We start from the raw sequence: 17,541 nt of genomic DNA, 5'->3' as shown, positions 1-17,541 counted from the left end.
TGAAATGAGTTCTCGATAGCATAGAACAACTGAACAAGTGTGGCTGAGTCTGGTTGATTTAGTAAGAAGCTTATATCAATTTCAGCCACACTGTAGACTTTAAAGTACCTTTGTGTGTTGCTTGAGTTTATGAGTTTTACGTCCAAATCCAAATATGAATATATGATGATTTGCTTGAAGGGATGATGGCTACTGTTACCTCAAAACTGTATAAGTCAATTATTTCTTCCTCAACGGTTTGAGCAGTTTACTTGTAACTCCCTTCTCATGTTTCAAAGTGTAAACACCGTGAGCATGCAATACCCTATACCATAATCCTGCTTGCACTCCTGTAGAAAGCATTTTTCCGACATTCGTTTTGGCAGTCTTAAACTGCTCTGGTGTTAATTTATTTCCATATAAATCACGTACAATGGCGTCAATATGAAAATGCAGATCCGGTCGCCGGCGCATCAAAATTAAGATGGCATTTTGTATGGAGTATTCTTGGAATTCACGCAATAGAGGCAGAGTTCCAGGTTTTCTGGGGACACTCAACTTGGGAATGTCAGAGATATCTGGTTCTTCTTGTGTAGAGGTAGTCAGTTCGGTATTTGGGATTGAGGTAGATTGTGGTGTGCTTAATGAAGGATTTGTCTTATGCTCAAATTCTGATTCAGTTTCCAATTCTTGGTCTAGAGTTTCCAATTCCTCTTGTTCAACAGAGTGAGTTCTATCCTCCAAGAGCACTTGTATAGAAGATTCAGGCAGACGTTTGTAGGTATGATTAATTTTTTCTTCTAAAACATACTTTGGGATTAGAGCTTCTAATGCGTGGATCTGATTCCGAATAAAAGACAGACGACGCTCTAAATCAGCAGCTTCTAAGACATAGCGATCTCGCTCTGCTTCGAGTAACCTAAGAATCTCAGATAAATCAGCCATAGCAATTTCGTTTTCTTTGAAAGGAATAAACAGTGGAAAGTAAGGAAGTTTTTGTCAAGGCTCACGTTCGCATCATTAAGCAGAGAGTCTATCGTTTTGTGTGTAAAGGATGCAATAAAGTGGTAGAACGCACTTGCTATCCTTCAAGACCATTATTCTGCGATCGATGCCGACCGCCGAAAATCTATGCCTCAAAAGCTCAATTAGCGGTAACTAAAGGTAAATCAAAGACTTCAAGCAAGTCAAGTAAAAAACAGAAAACACGTTAGTACCTATGTATGTAATGTAATAAGTTTTTACGACATACCCTCCTAGTATCTGAAATCATTCCCATTTGATAGCATTGGTATTAAGGTTGTCAAAATTCAATAGTCTTGGTTCCTCATCTCACTTTGCCTAAGTGTAGAAAGAGGACTTAACCAGAGAAGGGAGAATACATGACTGTGTATCCCTTCTCACAGAGCTTACACAGATATTTCTCAATTAAAATTAAACCCAGCAAAAATTCTATAATACTAAACTCTGAGGTCAAACTTCGTCTATGTGGAGATGACTTTGAAACAAAGTCAGACTGGAGTTGACGACAAATAAAAAGTGAGATCATTCACACAAAGGATAACCAGAATTTGTTAATTTATTTCTTGTGTAAGTATGTTAAGAGCATCATCCCACTTCTCAAAAAAGCTAAATTATCTGGTTTCTTACTTAATTTTATCCTTTGCTCTTCAATTTTCAGTACGTTATCACATCCTGTAATTAGTCCTTGTAAGCTTCCCCGCTCTAAAGAGACGGGGCTTTCAGTAGCCCTGAGCTATCCGTGCGCTCGTTTACAACACAAATAACCCGAACCTCCAGGCAGGCTAACAGACTGCCCCAATAAAGAAATCATTTTTGCGCCATTCAAATCAGCGTCGCCATGCCATCCACAGTTACCACACTTGAAGCGCTGATCAGACCTCAACCCAATGTGCAAGCATTGGTGGCAGGTTTGGCTTGTGTAGGCAGGTGGCACTGCAATCACCTCGACTCCTTCGTTGATACCTTTGTATTCAAGGAAAGAACGCAATTGATAAAACGACCAAGAATTAGACCGTCTGCGCTCAACCTTATTTCTTGGTTGCTGGTTGGTATGCTCTCTAATCCCAGTCAAGTTTTCGATAGCAACACTTGCACTTGTGGATTTGGCTTGTTGAATAATCCGGTAACTGATTTGATGGTTAAGCCATTGTTGAAACCTTCTCTCTCTCCCCGACAACCGTTGCAAAATCTGCCTTGCCCTACGGCGAGCAGACCTTGTGCCTTTCGAGGCTTTTTGCTGGAGAGATGTTCTTACCCTGGCAAACTTGTCTCGAACATCTTTTATCTGTTTGCCGTCCCACTTATCGCCATTACTGGTTACGGCAATGTCCCGCCTCCCAAAATCTACACCAATAACATTGGTGGGTTTGAGTGGATCGCGAACTTCTTCTTTGATTTGAATATGAATGTAGTAGGAGCCATCCCGATGTTTACACAACTGCGCCGATGTTGGTTTGTTGCCTTTGAGTTTGCCTCGCTGGTAGTTGCCAATATCCAATTTCATATGTTCTCTACTTTCGGAGAGAGTAAGGCTAACAGTCCAGTCTTTCTCCCTAAAAGCAAAAATTCTAGCGTCGTAGTCGGCGCTAGTTGGCTTAAAGTCTTTAACTGGCTTGCCTTTTTGTTTGGCAGTTTTGCGGTTAGCCCCCACTCTGGCACAAGCCCTGACTGCCAAATTAGCAGACAGTCCAAACAATGAGCGCAAGTCTTGATAAACCAAATTTTGGATAGTAGTTTTGCTCGTTATTTGGGGTTTAACCTGCTCGTTGGCATAGTTGCAAGCATCTGCAAACGCCTTCAATGTTGCCTCGATTTGGGCAACTTGCTCAGGAGTGGGGTTAAGCTTGCAAACCAATGTCAGTACTTGTTCCATAAGATAATTTATATCACATGTGACGGCTATTAAAATAGCCGAGTCGTGTTTCCTCCGTGGTCTAAAGACGCACGGCTTCCACACTCCCGTGAGGTTTTAGGTGACAAAATTAAAAGCTAATCTACCTTTGCATATAGAAATTAGACAAATTCATCTAACTCAACCCCGTCATTAATTGCCAATAGTTCAATAGGTGACGGAGTAACTTAGGTAAAATTTCGATTCATTGGTAATAATATCTTTTTTAAGAGCAAGCCTGTATTGGTTGCATCCTTTGCTCAAATACCTGCGTTTTGAGAAAGTGCCTTACTAACCGTATCTGTAGTTATTGTCGCAAATCAGCATTATAACTGAGGAGTCGTCGAATTGATGCACCAGTCCCTCAGCTATCAGGATTGTTTAGTAGAATCAAGCAAAATAAAAATAATTTATATGCGACGAATGTTTCACCTACTTGAAATTATTTTTTGTCACTGTGGAGAAGATAGTTTAGCTCCATTGCTAACCACTGCTGAAAGATATGATTTAAAACATCTTGATAGCTTTGGGCATTTAATTCCGCCGGAATGAACTCTTCAACCATCAAAAGAGAATATCCTTCCTTGACTGCAAGTGGTCCAAATACCTGTCCTGGCGTTCCACTAAATAAGACTGTTGCTATAGTTGATTCTATGTTCCAGCGATATATCTTTCCTTCATAACCAAACTGATGTCTGCGTCTTTCATCAATATCATAGAGGTGAGCAGCTTCATAGAAACTAACTTGCTTTGCTTCAATTTGATATAAAACTTCTTTAGCAATTTCCACAGAAGGAACAACTATTTTATAAATTAAGGCTTGATCAAAATCACTAGCATTTAAGTTGAAAAACATCTCAACCCCCAAAGCAAATAAATGATTAGCCAATTTTTTAGCCAAGAGACGATTACGAATTCCAGTTTCCCAATCTTCTAAATCTATTATTTGATTTGCTAGCCAAATATAAATGTCTGATTTTTTGCTTAAATGCATTTCACGATATAAATGATTTTCTTCAGCTTGAACTTCAGCTTTAGTAACTGTTAAACCCTTCTCATAAGCAGCAGTCTCAATAATTCTTTGATATAAAACTTTTTGACATATTTCCTTAACTTGAAAATTTTGTTTTAGAAATTGAACTATTTCATTTACTTCTACAGGTATTCCAGAAAAATCAACTGTATGATGCATATGAGTCATAATTAATGATTGTAATTTAGAACAAAATAGTTAAAATCCTCACACTTAATGTCTCTCAAAAGGCAATATTATTGACGAATTTTACAAAGTTCTATGATTGCAAATCAAAATTAAACACTCACCATTGCAATAAAACAACTTCTTGAGAAAATCCAGGACCAATACCTATAACCAAACCATAAGCTCCCGGCGCAGGCTTTTCTTCGGAGATGGTTGTATCCAGCGCACAGAGCACTGTGGGAGATGAAAGATTACCTACTTCCACTAAGGTTTTGCGACTTAACTTTAGCGCTGGCTCATCAAGACCAAACTCCTGTTCCAGAGGCTGGATTGCTCCAGGATGAACCATCCAGTAAGAAATCTGGTCAATTGATATACCGTACTCAGTAAGCAATCTATCGATGGCTTGGCGCAATCCAATTTTTGTAAATTCACCTACTACTGAAAGCTTCCAAATATTTCTAATGCCAGTATCAACAATATCCATCCCCAAAACGTCTTCGGTATTGGGGATAAAATGTGACTGAGTGCCAATCACCTCAGGTCGTCCAGATTGGGCTAACGGATGGTCGCGACCAACCATCAAAACAGCTGCTGCTCCATCACCAAATGATGCAGCAGTAAGTATTGTGGTAATAATTTCACTATATAAGTGTGGTTCTTCTGACAGATGGCCGATCATGTAGCGCAAATCTCCTTGTAGAGAACCCTGCCAATAAAAGGAGGCGAGTTCGACGGCAAAAAGGATTGCTGCTTCTTGAGGATGTCCCTTTAAGTAATCTGTAACTCTAGATAGACCGATCGCCCCACCTACACAACCTACACCACCTAGAGGTGTTCTTTTTAAATTGGGAGAAAATGGAATCCGATTCATCAACCGGGCATCTAACGAAGGAAGTGTAGTAGTGATACTCACTGAGGTCATTTGTGATACCTCTTTAGGGTCAAGGTTGGTTTGCTCTAGCAATTTACGCACAGTTGTTTCACTAAGATCTACAGCTGCTTTGATTGCAGCTTTGGAACTCTCTTCTATCGTGGGAGGATCGTAAAAAGACTCAAGAGGCAGTGCAAAGTAACGGCCCTTAATCTTGATATCGGTAAAGATATGGTCGATAGTATTTAGATCAAAATCCAAAGCCATACTCAAGCAGTACTTACGCACTAAATTAGCCAGTGCTTCTTGAGAGTAATAGTTGGGGGGAAAACCAGTGGATGTTGCAACAATAAAAGCCATAGTTGTTCTGAGTAAAAGGCAGGAGGCAGAGGAGCCATTGCGGTGAAGCAGCCCTCCAGAAAGGTGGTCTCCCTCCGTCACTTAGACGCGGAGCGGCTTCCCGCCAGGGTACCCGTTTTCCCGAAGGGTAGGTTGCGGAGTTCATAACGGCTACTTATTTAAAGAGCCCAGTAGTAAGAAAATCTCTTTTCCTAGCCCCTAGTAGCCCCTATTTTCAAGACAAACTCCCACGGGCAATTGCTCACAATGAGGGAATGTAAAATCTTACTTCTTCTGCCTACCTGCGGAAGCCGTACCTTCGGAAACCGCTCCGCGTCTACTGTCCTCTGCCGTCTGTTTTATTTTCAAGTTAGACTCCTGAATTTCTTGAGCTATGACCTGTAACACTAGCTTGCGATCGCTTTCACAAAAGAAATGGTCACCAGGAAACATACTCAGCTTAAATTGATTAGTCTGCTCGCTCCAAGCAGCAAGCTCATCTTTGCTTACTTTGGTGTCTTGCATCCCTCCGAAAGCGCATATGGGATAATTAAGCGGTTTTTCGTTAGCATATAAAAAAGTTTCTAAAATCGCAAAGTCTGCTCTGAGAGTTGGCAAAAGCAGTTTCATCAGTTCTTGATTTTGTAAAACTTTTTCAGGTATACCGCGAATTGTACGTAATGTCTCAACAAAAAGAGGTTCAGGAAAACGATGAATGAGAAAACCTGTATCTAGTATTTGAGGTGCGCGGCTGCCAGAGATAAATAGCATCACAGGAGAGGGTAAATCTCGCCTGCGGAGTTCACGGGCTAGTTCAAAGGCTATCAGCGCCCCCAAGCTGTGACCGAACAAAGCAAAAGGAAAATCTAGATAGGGATTGAGCAGGGGTACTAATGCCTGAATCAGGGGTGACAGGCGAGTAAATGGCGCTTCTTGCAGTCTATTTTCTCGTCCAGGTAATTGAATTGGACAAACCTCTATTTCTGGTGGTAGCTCCTTTGCCCAGGTACTGAAAATTGAAGCTCCAGCTCCAGCATAAGGAAAGCAGAATAGACGTAAGTGGGCTTTGGGATTTGAATGTAGATTTGTGATCCACAGATTCGCTGGAGCCATCTGTTGCTGTAGATGTGTGGCAACGTTAGTAGAATCAAAAGTGGAATCGCTAGCTTTACTCTCAACTAGCAGAAGAATTTGCGTTACACACTGAGCAATATTAAGACCAGCGAAAATTTCTAGGGGTATAACTACATCTAAATCCTTCTCAATTTTTTTTCTCAATTCTATAGCCATTAAAGAGTCGAATCCCAAACGATAAAGAGGCTGTTGCAAATCTAGATTAGTGGTAGACAAACCTGTCACTTGACCAAATAGCGCGCTCATATAAGTCTCCAACAACTGAGTACGCTGTTGTTTTGATTTCACAGCTAACAGTTGAGTGCGGTTAAGACTTAATGCTGCTTTTGGCTCAACATCAACAGTCGAGGTTTGGGGATCGCCTGTGTGGGGATTGCTGTCCAACCACAACGGTGACTTCGTCGTCAACAAAAAGTCTTCCGGATTTTTTGCCTCCGCCAGGTGCACATAGCGATCGCTCTTACTAGTCTCAACAATCGGTCTTGGAATCTGGCTATAATCTTGTTCTAACCAGTAACGCTCTCGCTGCCAGGGATAGGAAGGCAAGGACACACAGCGATTTTTGGATGGATAAAGTCGGCTCCAGTCTATGGGGTAGCCTTGAGTATAAAGGACACCCAGAGATTCCAGCATGACAAATTTCTCCCCTTCCTGACGCCGCAACGAAGGCAACACAATTTCCTTCTTAGAACGAGCGTGCAGACACTGGGATATGTTCATACCTAGAACTGGATGGGGGCTGAGTTCTACAAATAGGTTGTGCTGGGTTTGCACCAGTTCGTCCACAGCAGACGCAAAACAGACTGGCTCTCGAATATTACGTGTCCAATAGGTGGCATCAAAATTCTGCCCTGGTTCTGTCTTACCTGTAACTGTGGAAACAATCGGAATTGAGGCAGCTTGGGGATTGATATCCTGGAGCGATCGCGCCAGTTCATCTTGGTATGGTTCCATTTGCGGGCTGTGGAAAGCATTATTTACCCGTAACAACTTACAGAAAACCTGCCGCTGTTCCAATGAACGGGTTACTTCTTGTAGTACTGTTGTCTCACCTGATAAAACTATGGAATTAGGACTATTAATGGCAGCAACAGAGAGACGATCCACATACTCAGGGAGCAGACTTTCCAATTTTTCCACAGACAATGATACAACTGCCATCCGTCCTTGACCGCTTCCTTGCTGCATTAAGCGGCTGCGATGAAAGACAATCTGCATTGCATCTTTCAAGCTGAAAACTCCAGCGACATGAGCAGCTGCTACTTCTCCTAAACTATGACCAACGACTGCACTAGGCTCTACTCCCCACGAGCGCCACAGGTTAGCTAAACCAACTTGTAGGGCAAAAATCGCTGGTTGGGCAATTTCAGTTTCCTCCAAGCGGGAGTTTGACTGATCAGCTGTGAGTTCTGCCATCAGCGACCAGTTAGCTAAAGGATAAAGTAGGTCGTCACATTGTTCAACCGTGGTTCTAAACACTGGTTCACAGGACAAAAGCTCGCGCCCCATCGCCCACCATTGCGACCCTTGACCGGAAAAGACAAAAACTAGCTTTTGATGACGGTTTCTTTGCTTGTGTCTGCAAGACACACCAACACGATTTTCATCTTGTAAAAATGCTGTTAGGGATTGAGTAAGTTCCTGATGGTTACGAAAAACCAGAGCGAGACGGTGGTCGTGATGACTACGTTGAAGACTGGCAGTGTAACAAATATCCGCTAACGGTAGGGTAGCACCCAAACCGGGTGGTACTAAAAACTCCTGGTATGCTTGTGCCAGAGATTTGAGGGCTTCTGGGCTGCGAGTAGATATCGGTAAAAGATAGGCGGGAGAGAGCAAATCTTTCTCGCCCTCCTGCTCTTGAGGCAACTGGGGAGCCATCTGTAAAATTGCGTGAGCATTAGTGCCGCCAAAACCGAAGGAACTCACTCCAGCTAGAGCCGGGGCAGGAATCAAGGGCCAAGGTTCTAGGCTCTGCTGCACCCGTAGGGGAATTTTATCTAAGGGGATATAAGGATTGGGTGTTTGAAAATGCAAGCTAGGTGGAATCTGGCGATGCTGGAGTGACAATGCTACCTTAATTAGACCGGCAATACCTGCTGCGGCTTCCAAATGACCGATATTGGTTTTGACTGAGCCAACAGCACAGCGACTATTAAGGGGGCGATCGCTATTTAGCACAGCTGCCAATGCTTCTGCTTCAATTGGATCTCCCAAGGGAGTACCCGTGCCGTGGAGTTCAACATAGCCGATTTGAGACGGTGCCACCCCAGCGTTAGCTAATGCCTGGCGAATAACTGCCTCTTGAGAGGGGCCGTTGGGGGCGGTAAGTCCGTTACTACGACCGTCTTGATTAATGGCGGAACCTGCGATCAGCGCAATGACTCTGTCACCGTCTCTTTGTGCATCTCTGAGGCGCTTGAGGACTACGATTCCACAGCCCTCGCCCCGTACATAACCGTTGGCTTTGGCATCAAATGTTTTGCAGCGCCCATCAGGAGCCATCATCCGTGCTTGAGACAAGATAATTGTCAACTCAGGGCATAAAAGTAAATTCACTCCACCAGCCAAGGCTAGGTTAGATTCTCCACAATGCAGGCTTTGGCAAGCAAGGTGAACGGCTACTAACGATGAGGAGCAGGCTGTGTCAACTGCCATACTCGGCCCGCGAAAATCAAAGAGATAAGAAATACGGTTCGCTGCAATACTTAAGGCGTTCCCCGTGCCTATATAGGCATTGCTTGGGACGGAACTAGCTCTTAGATGTTGCTGATACAACAGCTGTTGATAATCGTTAGTTGAGATCCCAATAAATACACCTGTGTTGGTGCGGGCTAGCTTTTCTGGTACCTGAGCAGCATTTTCTAGAGCTTCCCATGCTACTTCTAACAACAGCCTTTGCTGGGGATCGATGTAACTTGCCTCTTTAGGTGTAATCCCAAAGAATTTGGCATCAAACCGATCCACCTGCTCTAAAAAGCCACCCCAGCGAGTGTTCATTTTTCCGGGGCTACCTGGGTTGGAGTCGTAGAAAGCATCTACATCCCATCGTTCTGAAGGTACAACAGTGATCGCATCGACTTTGTTACACAAAAGCTGCCAAAATGCTTCTGGATTATGAGCACCAGGGAAACGACAGCCAATACCAATAATTGCGATCGGTTCCATGCTTACTCCTCCTTTTGTGTGGCTACTTCAGTTTCCTCGGCTAAACGTTCAGCGAGGGTTGCAATCGTAGGATAATTCCACACTATGGTTGGAGATAGCGATCGACCCAACCATTTCTCTAGCTTGTTCAAAAGAGCCAATGCCTCGTTTGAATTCAAATTGTAGTTGTCAAAAGGTAAATCAATATCTAACTCATCTGGTTCAATATTCAACCGCTCGGCAAGCTGAACAACTAACCAATTTTGAATTGCTTCGGCAGTTTGAGACTGCTGAGTAAAATTTGTCATCCGTATACTCCTGATTCGAGAGGAACTGGGCAATACTGGCTGTAGTATGCTGGCATTTGCAATCCTTGCATTTTCAAACTTTGCAGCCGATATAAAAATGCAGATCCAGTCATAATGTGGTGAGCAACATCAACCACCCTCCGATTGTTCGGATTAGCTAGATAAGAACTCTTTACCCAGTTATTAAAAGCGCCCATAGCCGGGCCGCACCAAATTTGGTAATCAATCTCCCGTCCTTTTTCTCCTAAAATTGACCAACGGGATGATAAACCCAGATACCAACGGAAAATTAAAGCCATTTTCAGCTTGGGATTGTTGGCGGCTTTAGAAATTTTCTCAGGATTTCGTTTGGATAAATAAGCTAATGTTTCTTCCCAAATAGATTCAAGGCTGCTTCTAAAAATTTGTTTTTCTAGTTTCTCTCTTTCGTACATCGGAATATCTTCTATTGCGTCATAGCTTTTGTAGAGGTCGAAAAGTTTTTGAGCGCGGATGGGGAAAAGCGTTCCTCTTTTGAGGACTTGAAGTTTTATACCCATTTCAAACATATCTGCTGCCGGAGCCATCATTACATCCGCCATCTCGGCTTGAGCCAGCAGTTGTTTTGTATATTCAGAAGTTCCGGCTTCAAGACAAGACTGGTTAATAGAGCCAGTGACAACATAAGCAGCGCCCATCATAAAGGCGGCTAAAGCTGATTGGGGAGTTGCAATTCCTCCTGCTACCCCAACTCGTACAGGTTTTACGTAACAGTATTTACTTTGAATTTCATCTCTCAATTCCAACATGGAGGGCAACAGACAAACTAAAGGACGATTATCTGTATGACCACCAGAATCTGCTTCTACTGTAATATCGTCAGCAATAGGAACTTTGGCAGCTAGAATTGCCTGCAACTGTGTAATTAGACCTTGTTCAACTAATTGTCTGAGAATCTCTTTAGGGGCAGGTTGGAGAAATTTGGTTGCGACTTCTGTTCTAGAAATTTTAGCAATAACTTTGTTTTTAATTTCTATTTGATTAGCTGCATTAAGATTTAGTCCCGCAGCTCGGTAATAAACGATGTTAGGAGTTAAATCCAAAAATGCAGAAGCTTCTATTGTTCTGATGCCATATTTGAGATATAAATCAACCGCAGCACTTTCAATAGCAGGTTCACTGGGACTGTGAATTAAATTGAAAGCAAATGGCCCTTTTGGTAAAGCCTGTTGAATGCGATGAATAGCTGTTTCGAGCCGGGAAGGAGATAAACCGCCAGCGCCAAAAGAACTCAATATGCTCTGTTTACCTAGAGCGATGACGAGTTCTTCAGAAGCGATGCCACCAGCCATTGAACCACTAGCATATGCACACTTCACACCATGAAAGTCTAGAAAAGTGCGATCGCCTAACTGTTGAATTGCTAAGGGTGGAACAGATATCAATACTTCTATTTGCTTTCTAGCATTAGGTTCTGACTGATACAAATAGCCCTCATTGGTTACACCGATACATCCTTTTAATCTCAGAATGTGGCAAGGTTTATCTATATTCAGCAATTTAGTTTTTATGCCTGCTTCATCAAAAGATACTAAATCTAATGAGCCTTGCCAGTATAGTTTATGACTGTTATGGCCAGAAATTTGAAGAACATCATCATTTTTACTTTTTACCGCTTCTGTACCGATCACGGTTTTTAGCCCTCCAATAACGGTTAATAAATGTTTTTGTTCATACAATATTTGAGAAAGTTATGTATTTTGTGAACTATTTACTGATTATTAGTTATTCATTTTCAGAATGATTTTTATTGATTTCGGCTAAACTTTTTTGATGAAGTAATTTTTGTGAGTAAGCCATTTGCAATTGAATGATTTTGCCGATTTTCCTTAAAATTTCTTGTCTAGTTTGTAAAAAATTAGTATGAGCTTTATGTAGACGATGGATATTTATGTTCTTCTTCTGGAAATTAAAATCATAGAGATGAAAATGTTCTAATTTATTAATAAAATTTGAATTGTCTGTGCAAGCTTTATGACGTTCATATATCGTATTTTCAATTATGTTCTCTTGAAAATTAGAGAAATTAACTGCTTCTGATTGATGAAAAATTTGTGAATTTTGCTGTTGTTGGCTATTTACATCTTGAAAACTTTTTTGATGTTCATCACTTAAAATTGTGTCACTAATCTGGCATCCATCTAAAGTAATTTTTTTAATAATTGACTTGTTGAAATGAAAAGTTTCTTGTACCGGACTATACAATGGTGATAAATCCAAAGAAACTTGGTGACTGACAAGTTTTGCTAGTCCTCTAACAAGAGAAGTATGCTCATCTACACCTCTTTTATTCAGGGATATTGCAAGATGTTCTCTATGTTTAAGATTTTCACTAATCCATCTAGAACAAGTACTGCCAGCCCCTACCTCGATAAATATTCGAGTGCCATCGTCGTAAACTCGATTTATTAACCGAGGAAAATCAAGTTGTTGACATAGACATTTAGCAATATTTTGACCGATAGAATTACTGTCGAGAGTAATTGGTTGGTAATCTGCTGCGGAATAAAAAACGGTATTTGGTACGTTTTGAATAGGTAAAGTGTTTAATTTAACGAGTTCATCGTATTCAGAACGTATAGCCTCGCAATGAATTACATAATTGAAAGGAGTACGAAAAGCATCACAATTTAGCCTTTCAATCACCCTTTGACAGGCTTGAGTGTCACCAGCGATCGCTACTTCTTGTGGAGTATTTATAAGAATTAAATAAACGTGGTTCTCATGTTTGAGAGCTTCCTTGACGAGGGATACCGCACACATGAGAATGTAAGTACTCCAGAACTCAGAGCCTTCTCCATCTTGAATTTGGGGCAATTTCCAAAACCTGCGAACTGCATTTTTAGCCCCCGATAACTCTGTTTTAAACAAAGCAGACGAGTTTAAGCTTTGACTGCCTTCATGAAAATGAGTCCATACACCTTGAGCCAGCATCATGCTAGTTTCACCAAGGCTATAGCCAAAAGCACAATCAGGCTGTAGTTGAAAGTAATGCCTCAGAATTGCACTCAACAATCCAGCAACCCACATTTCAGATTCGAGCATTGCGACTGGATCGTCTATTAATCGTTGTTCTAGGGCTTCTAATTGCCTTTTTGATAATTTGTCTAGGCTGCGGGGATAAAGAATTTTCTCTACATTGGCAAGACGACTGTAAACGCTTTTAATCAGTGGATTGTCATAGATTTTGGGAAATAAGCGGAACAGATTACGGGCAATTCCGATATAAGAACTGTAAGCACCAGGGTAAACGAAGGCGACAGTGCCTTTTTTACCCAGTGGTTTTGGCGTAAAATAGCTACCGACAGGAGTTTGCCAGTCTTTACCTGTATCAAAAGCATCAACTATGCCCTTGAGAGCACGCTGAATCTCTCGTATCAATTCCTCTTGATTACGCCCAACAATTGCTAGTGCGTAAGTGGCTGGAGAGTTCTTTTGAAAAGCGGCAAAGGCAAGGCTGGTGGCAGTGGATAAACAAGAGCAGTCTGCAATAGTTTGTTGTAAAGTATTCAACTGATCTAGTAAAAGCGATCGCTCATTAGCAGCAAGCGGGAAAAGATAGAAAGGCATTTGCTCTAGATACCTACTACTGCGTTCTTTTTGAGTTGCTTCTTCCGACAAAATTAAATGTGTGTAAGTACCATCCAAGCCTAGTCCGTTAATAGCAGCAATTCTGTCAGCTCCTGTTTGTTCTAAAAACCACGGTTTAGATTCGGTAGCTACATAAAAAGGGCTATTTTGCCAGATATCAGGTATTTTGGGAGCAGTCCATTGGGGTACACTGGGAATATATCGGTGATACAAACACAGGGCAGTTTTGATTAAGCTTGCTATTCCCCCAGCAATGTAGGTATGACCGATATTAGCCTTGACACTGCCGATCGCACACTTTAAATTTCCTCCGGCAGATTGATAAGCTCGCACCAATCCCTCAATTTCAGACTCGTCTTGTCGCTGTACACCACTGCCAAAAACTTCTATATAATCGATGTCGGCAGGTTTAACTCCTGCTGCCGCGAAAGCCCTTTGACATACTTGGGTGATGGTATTAGCTTTTATGTTTTCTGAATTAGCAGACTCCTGCACAAAACTGATGGCGTTGATCACCGCATAAATGCGCTTTTGCTCTTGCTTGGCTGTATCCAGGCGCTTGAGAACAACAGATCCAGCACCTTCACCTAACATCCAACCATTGACGTTTTGATCGTAGGAAAGGGTATTCTTACCTGTGTTGATTTTCGACGTTTGGTTTCGCCACAAAACATTTTCAACTTTGCCAGCAAGCTCGACTGCACCGACAACAACGGCGTCTACTTCCTTGGCAGCAAGTAACATTTCGGCAACTTCCAAGGCTTTGAATACAGAATTTTCTCCAGTATGAAGTGTGAACGCAGAGCCGATAAAATTCCATAAAGTGGAAATATGGTTAGTGATGTTCTCGACATAATTCAAGTTTTCACTAGCAATTACTATGGCTATGTTTTCGCCTTCACCGATTTCCGCATCTTGAAGAGCGCGATCAACTACCTTGAGAATCAATAATTGTTGTGGGTTGAGTGTTTCTGCTTCCTGAGGAGGTACTTTGATACGTAAAGTATCAATTTCAAAATCTTTGATGTATGCACCCAATGGTGCTTTTCCGTCTTCAAAGCCATGAGCTTTAAGTAATTGCTGCTGTTCTATTTCTTCCCAACGGCTGGAAGGGAGAGTAGTAAAATATTGGCTTCCTTGATAAATACCCCGTTCAAAAGCATCTAAGCCATCACAGGAGCCAAATAAGGCATCCATGCCTACAATCGCCATATTTGTAGTTTTAAGTGACTCAAATACTTTATTTTCTTCAACTTTTTCTATATTCATAATGAAGTTTTACCTGAGTTATCAAATTGTTTTCTGTTATAAATTTTTAGTTATTTAAAATTATTTAAGTAGATGGACATAATTAAACGTAAAATGTCAACTAACAAAAGTCTCTTCTTTAGAGAGTTTTTCCTTCTGCCTTCTACTTAATTAGTTTCAATTTTTCTTTGGAAATAATAGTTCCATTGGTACCATACATATATGAGTATACTTGTCCTTGAAGATTATGTATTTTGATATCGGATATAATACAAGTCTCTGTTTTATATTTAATTTCAGCGGTAACATAAAATTTTTCATTAATTGGAATCTCTGCAAATTGTTCAAGTTTTTGTACTTGTGCAGGTAAACAAATCTGTTGATAAAAATGCTCTAACCAAATCAAAACACAATGTATTTGTATATCAGTAGTGTAGGGATTAAACGTTTGAGTTTGAAAATTTCCCTGTTGTTTTTCTTCAATACCTTGCCAGAGACATTCTACAGTAATTTCTTGAAGATTAATATTTAAAACTCTTTTAACACCTTGAAAACAAGGGCCGTGAAATAATATTCCTTGACCATTTTGATAAAAATCATTATTAACTTGAGTTTGTGTTAAGTTAAATTTATTGTAATTAGGAGATATAGGAATTTGCTTTAACAGTTTTATCTTAGTAGTATAATGGTAATAACAAGGAGCTTTATTAGATTGATTTTTACTGATTATTTTTGCATCAAATTCTATCTCGCTATTAGTTTTACCAGTTTCTTGTAGTTCCAGTATATATTCATTAGCCATATTTTCATTGAAAATAATTCCTTTTAAGATTAGAAAGTTTGTGAAATTAAAAAATTTATAGCCGGGATAGAGTTGTTCGCAGGAATTAGCAATCCATGCCATGGCGCAAGTAGTAGGTAAAACAGGATAACCAGCAATCACATGATCTTGCAAAAATGGATTGGCTGCTAATGTTAGTTTGCGGTGAATACGGTATGTTTTCAACTCTGGTTTTAACTTGCTGACTGTTGGTAATATGGGCTTACCAATGACAACTTGTACTGTTTCATTTTGGACGGTATTTAATTCTTCAACTAACAGTTGTGTTCCAACTCGAATGGGAATAATATCAATATTGCGCTCTTGAAAAATATTTTTTAATTCTGTAGTTACCATCCCAATTTCCCAAGGCCCCCAATTGATGGAAATTACATGGCATTTTGGATAATTTTTCTTGACAAGATAAGCTGATTTATTCAAAATTTCATTGGCGATCGCGTAGTCAGTTTGTCCACTATTGCCATAGAAACCAGCTATCGAAGAAAACATAACTAAATAATCAAGTTGGCTGATATCTACACAAGATAGTAGGTTTTCCAAGCCTTTAACTTTAGCTGCATATACTGTTTCAAAATCCTGTTCTGATTTATTTTCAATCAACTTATCAGCTAAATTGCCCGCTCCGTGAATAATTCCTGCGATCGTACCCAGCTTCTGAACTGCAACTACCAGCTTTTCTTGTAAGGCGATCGCATCAGTTATATCCACACTAATATACTCTGCTTGTCCTCCTGAACTTTCAATACTAGAAAGCGTTTTTTTGATTTCTCGACTAGATGAAATACTATTAGATAACTTTTGTACTGTCTTGGGTGTAGGTTTTTCTCCTAAAGAAAGAAAATATTCTGTAATTCGTTTTTTCAATTCCAATTCATCAAAATAATCTTTAACCCAATTGGGTTCAACTTGTAATAATGAACGACCAAGTAAAATAAATTTGCACTGATACTGTTGCGCTATTTTCAGTACGCATTCTCGTGTAATACCTTTTGCACCACCACTAACAAGAAAAACTGATGAAGAATTAATTCTGGCTTTTTTGCTCATAATTTATTCTAGTTAAATGGATGCTAATAAATTATTCTTCTAGTCATTAATGATTGAATTATTGAATGATTTAATCTTTGAGTTGATTTCGCAGAGGTTGACGCTTTAGGCGCTGAGTCGGAAAGCGACACGCTACGCGAACGTCTTCCCGTAAGGTAGGAACACAGAGCGTTAATCTGAGCTACTTCGTTTTGTGGGATACTTCAGCAACTAGAGTGACTCGTCCGTTTTTGCTATAGCCAACTTCGGTTATTAAACGATTAGGATCGTGAAGTTCAGCAATAATATGTTGTGCAGATTGTTCGGCATCCAAATCAAAACTTAAGTCAATTGCCCGACAAAATACAGATTCCCATTCCAAGTTAAGAGATTTCGTTAATCCAAATAGCCCGGCACTAATAGCACCAAAGTTTACTTTTTGTGTTAAACCAAATGCTCCATCAAGACGAGCAATAGTGCAAAAACAACTGTATCCTTCACTTGCCGCTTGATTAAGTGATTTTTTGAGGTATTTGGCGATGAGAAAGATATGTTTGATGATCGCCTTTTCTACTTCCAAATACTGAATTCCATCATTTGGCTTGGCAACAAATAAGGGATTGAGATGAATGAAAGCGCCAATTGCGCCATAAGTGTTGGCGATCGCTGTTAACTGTTGTTTTAAATGTTCTTCACTCATATCTTCGAGCGCAATCCGAGTAATTTCTGCGGGTAAAGGCGATTGTTTGGCGATCGCTGATGGGGGAAAACTCAAAACAATAACCTTCCAGCCTTGCTCTTTAAGGAATTGAGCTAATTTAGCAGTCGTTAAGCCACCATCATCGGTAAGTAGGGCAATGTAGTTTTTGCTGAAGGTGAAGTCTAAAAAATCCGGTTTAG

The 17,541-nt window shown here is 40.6% G+C and carries 9 protein-coding genes and 1 pseudogene; all 10 read right to left on the bottom strand.

The window, feature by feature from the left end:
* Nucleotides 1-219 precede the first annotated feature (219 nt).
* Nucleotides 220-924, bottom strand: coding sequence for a hypothetical protein (locus U2718_RS20535; protein WP_342002048.1), 705 nt, complete (start codon nt 922-924; stop codon nt 220-222).
* 780 nt (nt 925-1,704) lie between these two features.
* Nucleotides 1,705-2,875, bottom strand: a pseudogene (locus U2718_RS20530) (RNA-guided endonuclease InsQ/TnpB family protein).
* Between the two features lie 460 nt (nt 2,876-3,335).
* Nucleotides 3,336-4,094: a peptidylprolyl isomerase gene (locus tag U2718_RS20525; RefSeq protein ID WP_342002053.1), complete on the bottom strand. Its 759-nt coding sequence runs from the start codon at nt 4,092-4,094 to the stop codon at nt 3,336-3,338.
* A gap of 118 nt (nt 4,095-4,212) precedes the next feature.
* The gene (locus U2718_RS20520; protein WP_342002055.1) at nt 4,213-5,328 is read right to left on the bottom strand and encodes a 3-oxoacyl-ACP synthase; all 1,116 of its coding nucleotides are present in this window, start codon (nt 5,326-5,328) and stop codon (nt 4,213-4,215) included.
* 264 nt (nt 5,329-5,592) lie between these two features.
* A complete protein-coding gene (locus tag U2718_RS20515; protein ID WP_342002057.1) occupies nt 5,593-9,609 on the bottom strand; it encodes a type I polyketide synthase in 4,017 nt (1,338 codons plus the stop codon).
* A gap of 2 nt (nt 9,610-9,611) precedes the next feature.
* Nucleotides 9,612-9,896 carry an acyl carrier protein gene (locus U2718_RS20510; RefSeq protein WP_342002059.1) on the bottom strand — a complete coding sequence of 95 codons (285 nt, stop codon included), beginning with the start codon at nt 9,894-9,896 and terminating at the stop codon, nt 9,612-9,614.
* The gene (locus U2718_RS20505; RefSeq protein WP_411813336.1) at nt 9,893-11,518 is read right to left on the bottom strand and encodes a PfaD family polyunsaturated fatty acid/polyketide biosynthesis protein; all 1,626 of its coding nucleotides are present in this window, start codon (nt 11,516-11,518) and stop codon (nt 9,893-9,895) included. Before U2718_RS20505 ends, U2718_RS20510 begins: the two co-directional genes overlap by 4 nt.
* Before the next feature lie 142 nt (nt 11,519-11,660).
* Nucleotides 11,661-14,795, bottom strand: a complete 3,135-nt coding sequence (locus tag U2718_RS20500; protein ID WP_342002062.1) for a type I polyketide synthase — start codon at nt 14,793-14,795, stop codon at nt 11,661-11,663.
* 142 nt (nt 14,796-14,937) lie between these two features.
* Nucleotides 14,938-16,662 carry an SDR family NAD(P)-dependent oxidoreductase gene (locus U2718_RS20495; RefSeq protein WP_342002064.1) on the bottom strand — a complete coding sequence of 575 codons (1,725 nt, stop codon included), beginning with the start codon at nt 16,660-16,662 and terminating at the stop codon, nt 14,938-14,940.
* 181 nt (nt 16,663-16,843) lie between these two features.
* Nucleotides 16,844-17,416, bottom strand: a complete 573-nt coding sequence (locus tag U2718_RS20490; RefSeq protein WP_411813335.1) for a hypothetical protein — start codon at nt 17,414-17,416, stop codon at nt 16,844-16,846.
* Nucleotides 17,417-17,541 lie beyond the last annotated feature (125 nt).

The organism is Chlorogloeopsis sp. ULAP02, assembly GCF_038404745.2.
Classification (GTDB): Bacteria; Cyanobacteriota; Cyanobacteriia; order Cyanobacteriales; family Nostocaceae; genus Chlorogloeopsis.
The sequence above is the reverse complement of the archived record's forward strand: the minus strand, read 5'-3'. Positions and strand labels throughout refer to the sequence as shown.

Excerpts from the sequence above, each read along its gene's own strand:
- U2718_RS20500 (WP_342002062.1), bottom strand. The coding sequence starts at position 14,795 with ATGAATATAGAAAAAGTTGAAGAAAATAAAGTATTTGAGTCACTTAAA.
- U2718_RS20495 (WP_342002064.1), bottom strand. The coding sequence starts at position 16,662 with ATGAGCAAAAAAGCCAGAATTAATTCTTCATCAGTTTTTCTTGTTAGT.
- U2718_RS20525 (WP_342002053.1), bottom strand. The coding sequence starts at position 4,094 with ATGACTCATATGCATCATACAGTTGATTTTTCTGGAATACCTGTAGAA.
- U2718_RS20520 (WP_342002055.1), bottom strand. The coding sequence starts at position 5,328 with ATGGCTTTTATTGTTGCAACATCCACTGGTTTTCCCCCCAACTATTAC.
- U2718_RS20515 (WP_342002057.1), bottom strand. The coding sequence starts at position 9,609 with ATGGAACCGATCGCAATTATTGGTATTGGCTGTCGTTTCCCTGGTGCT.
- U2718_RS20510 (WP_342002059.1), bottom strand. The coding sequence starts at position 9,896 with ATGACAAATTTTACTCAGCAGTCTCAAACTGCCGAAGCAATTCAAAAT.
- U2718_RS20535 (WP_342002048.1), bottom strand. The coding sequence starts at position 924 with ATGGCTGATTTATCTGAGATTCTTAGGTTACTCGAAGCAGAGCGAGAT.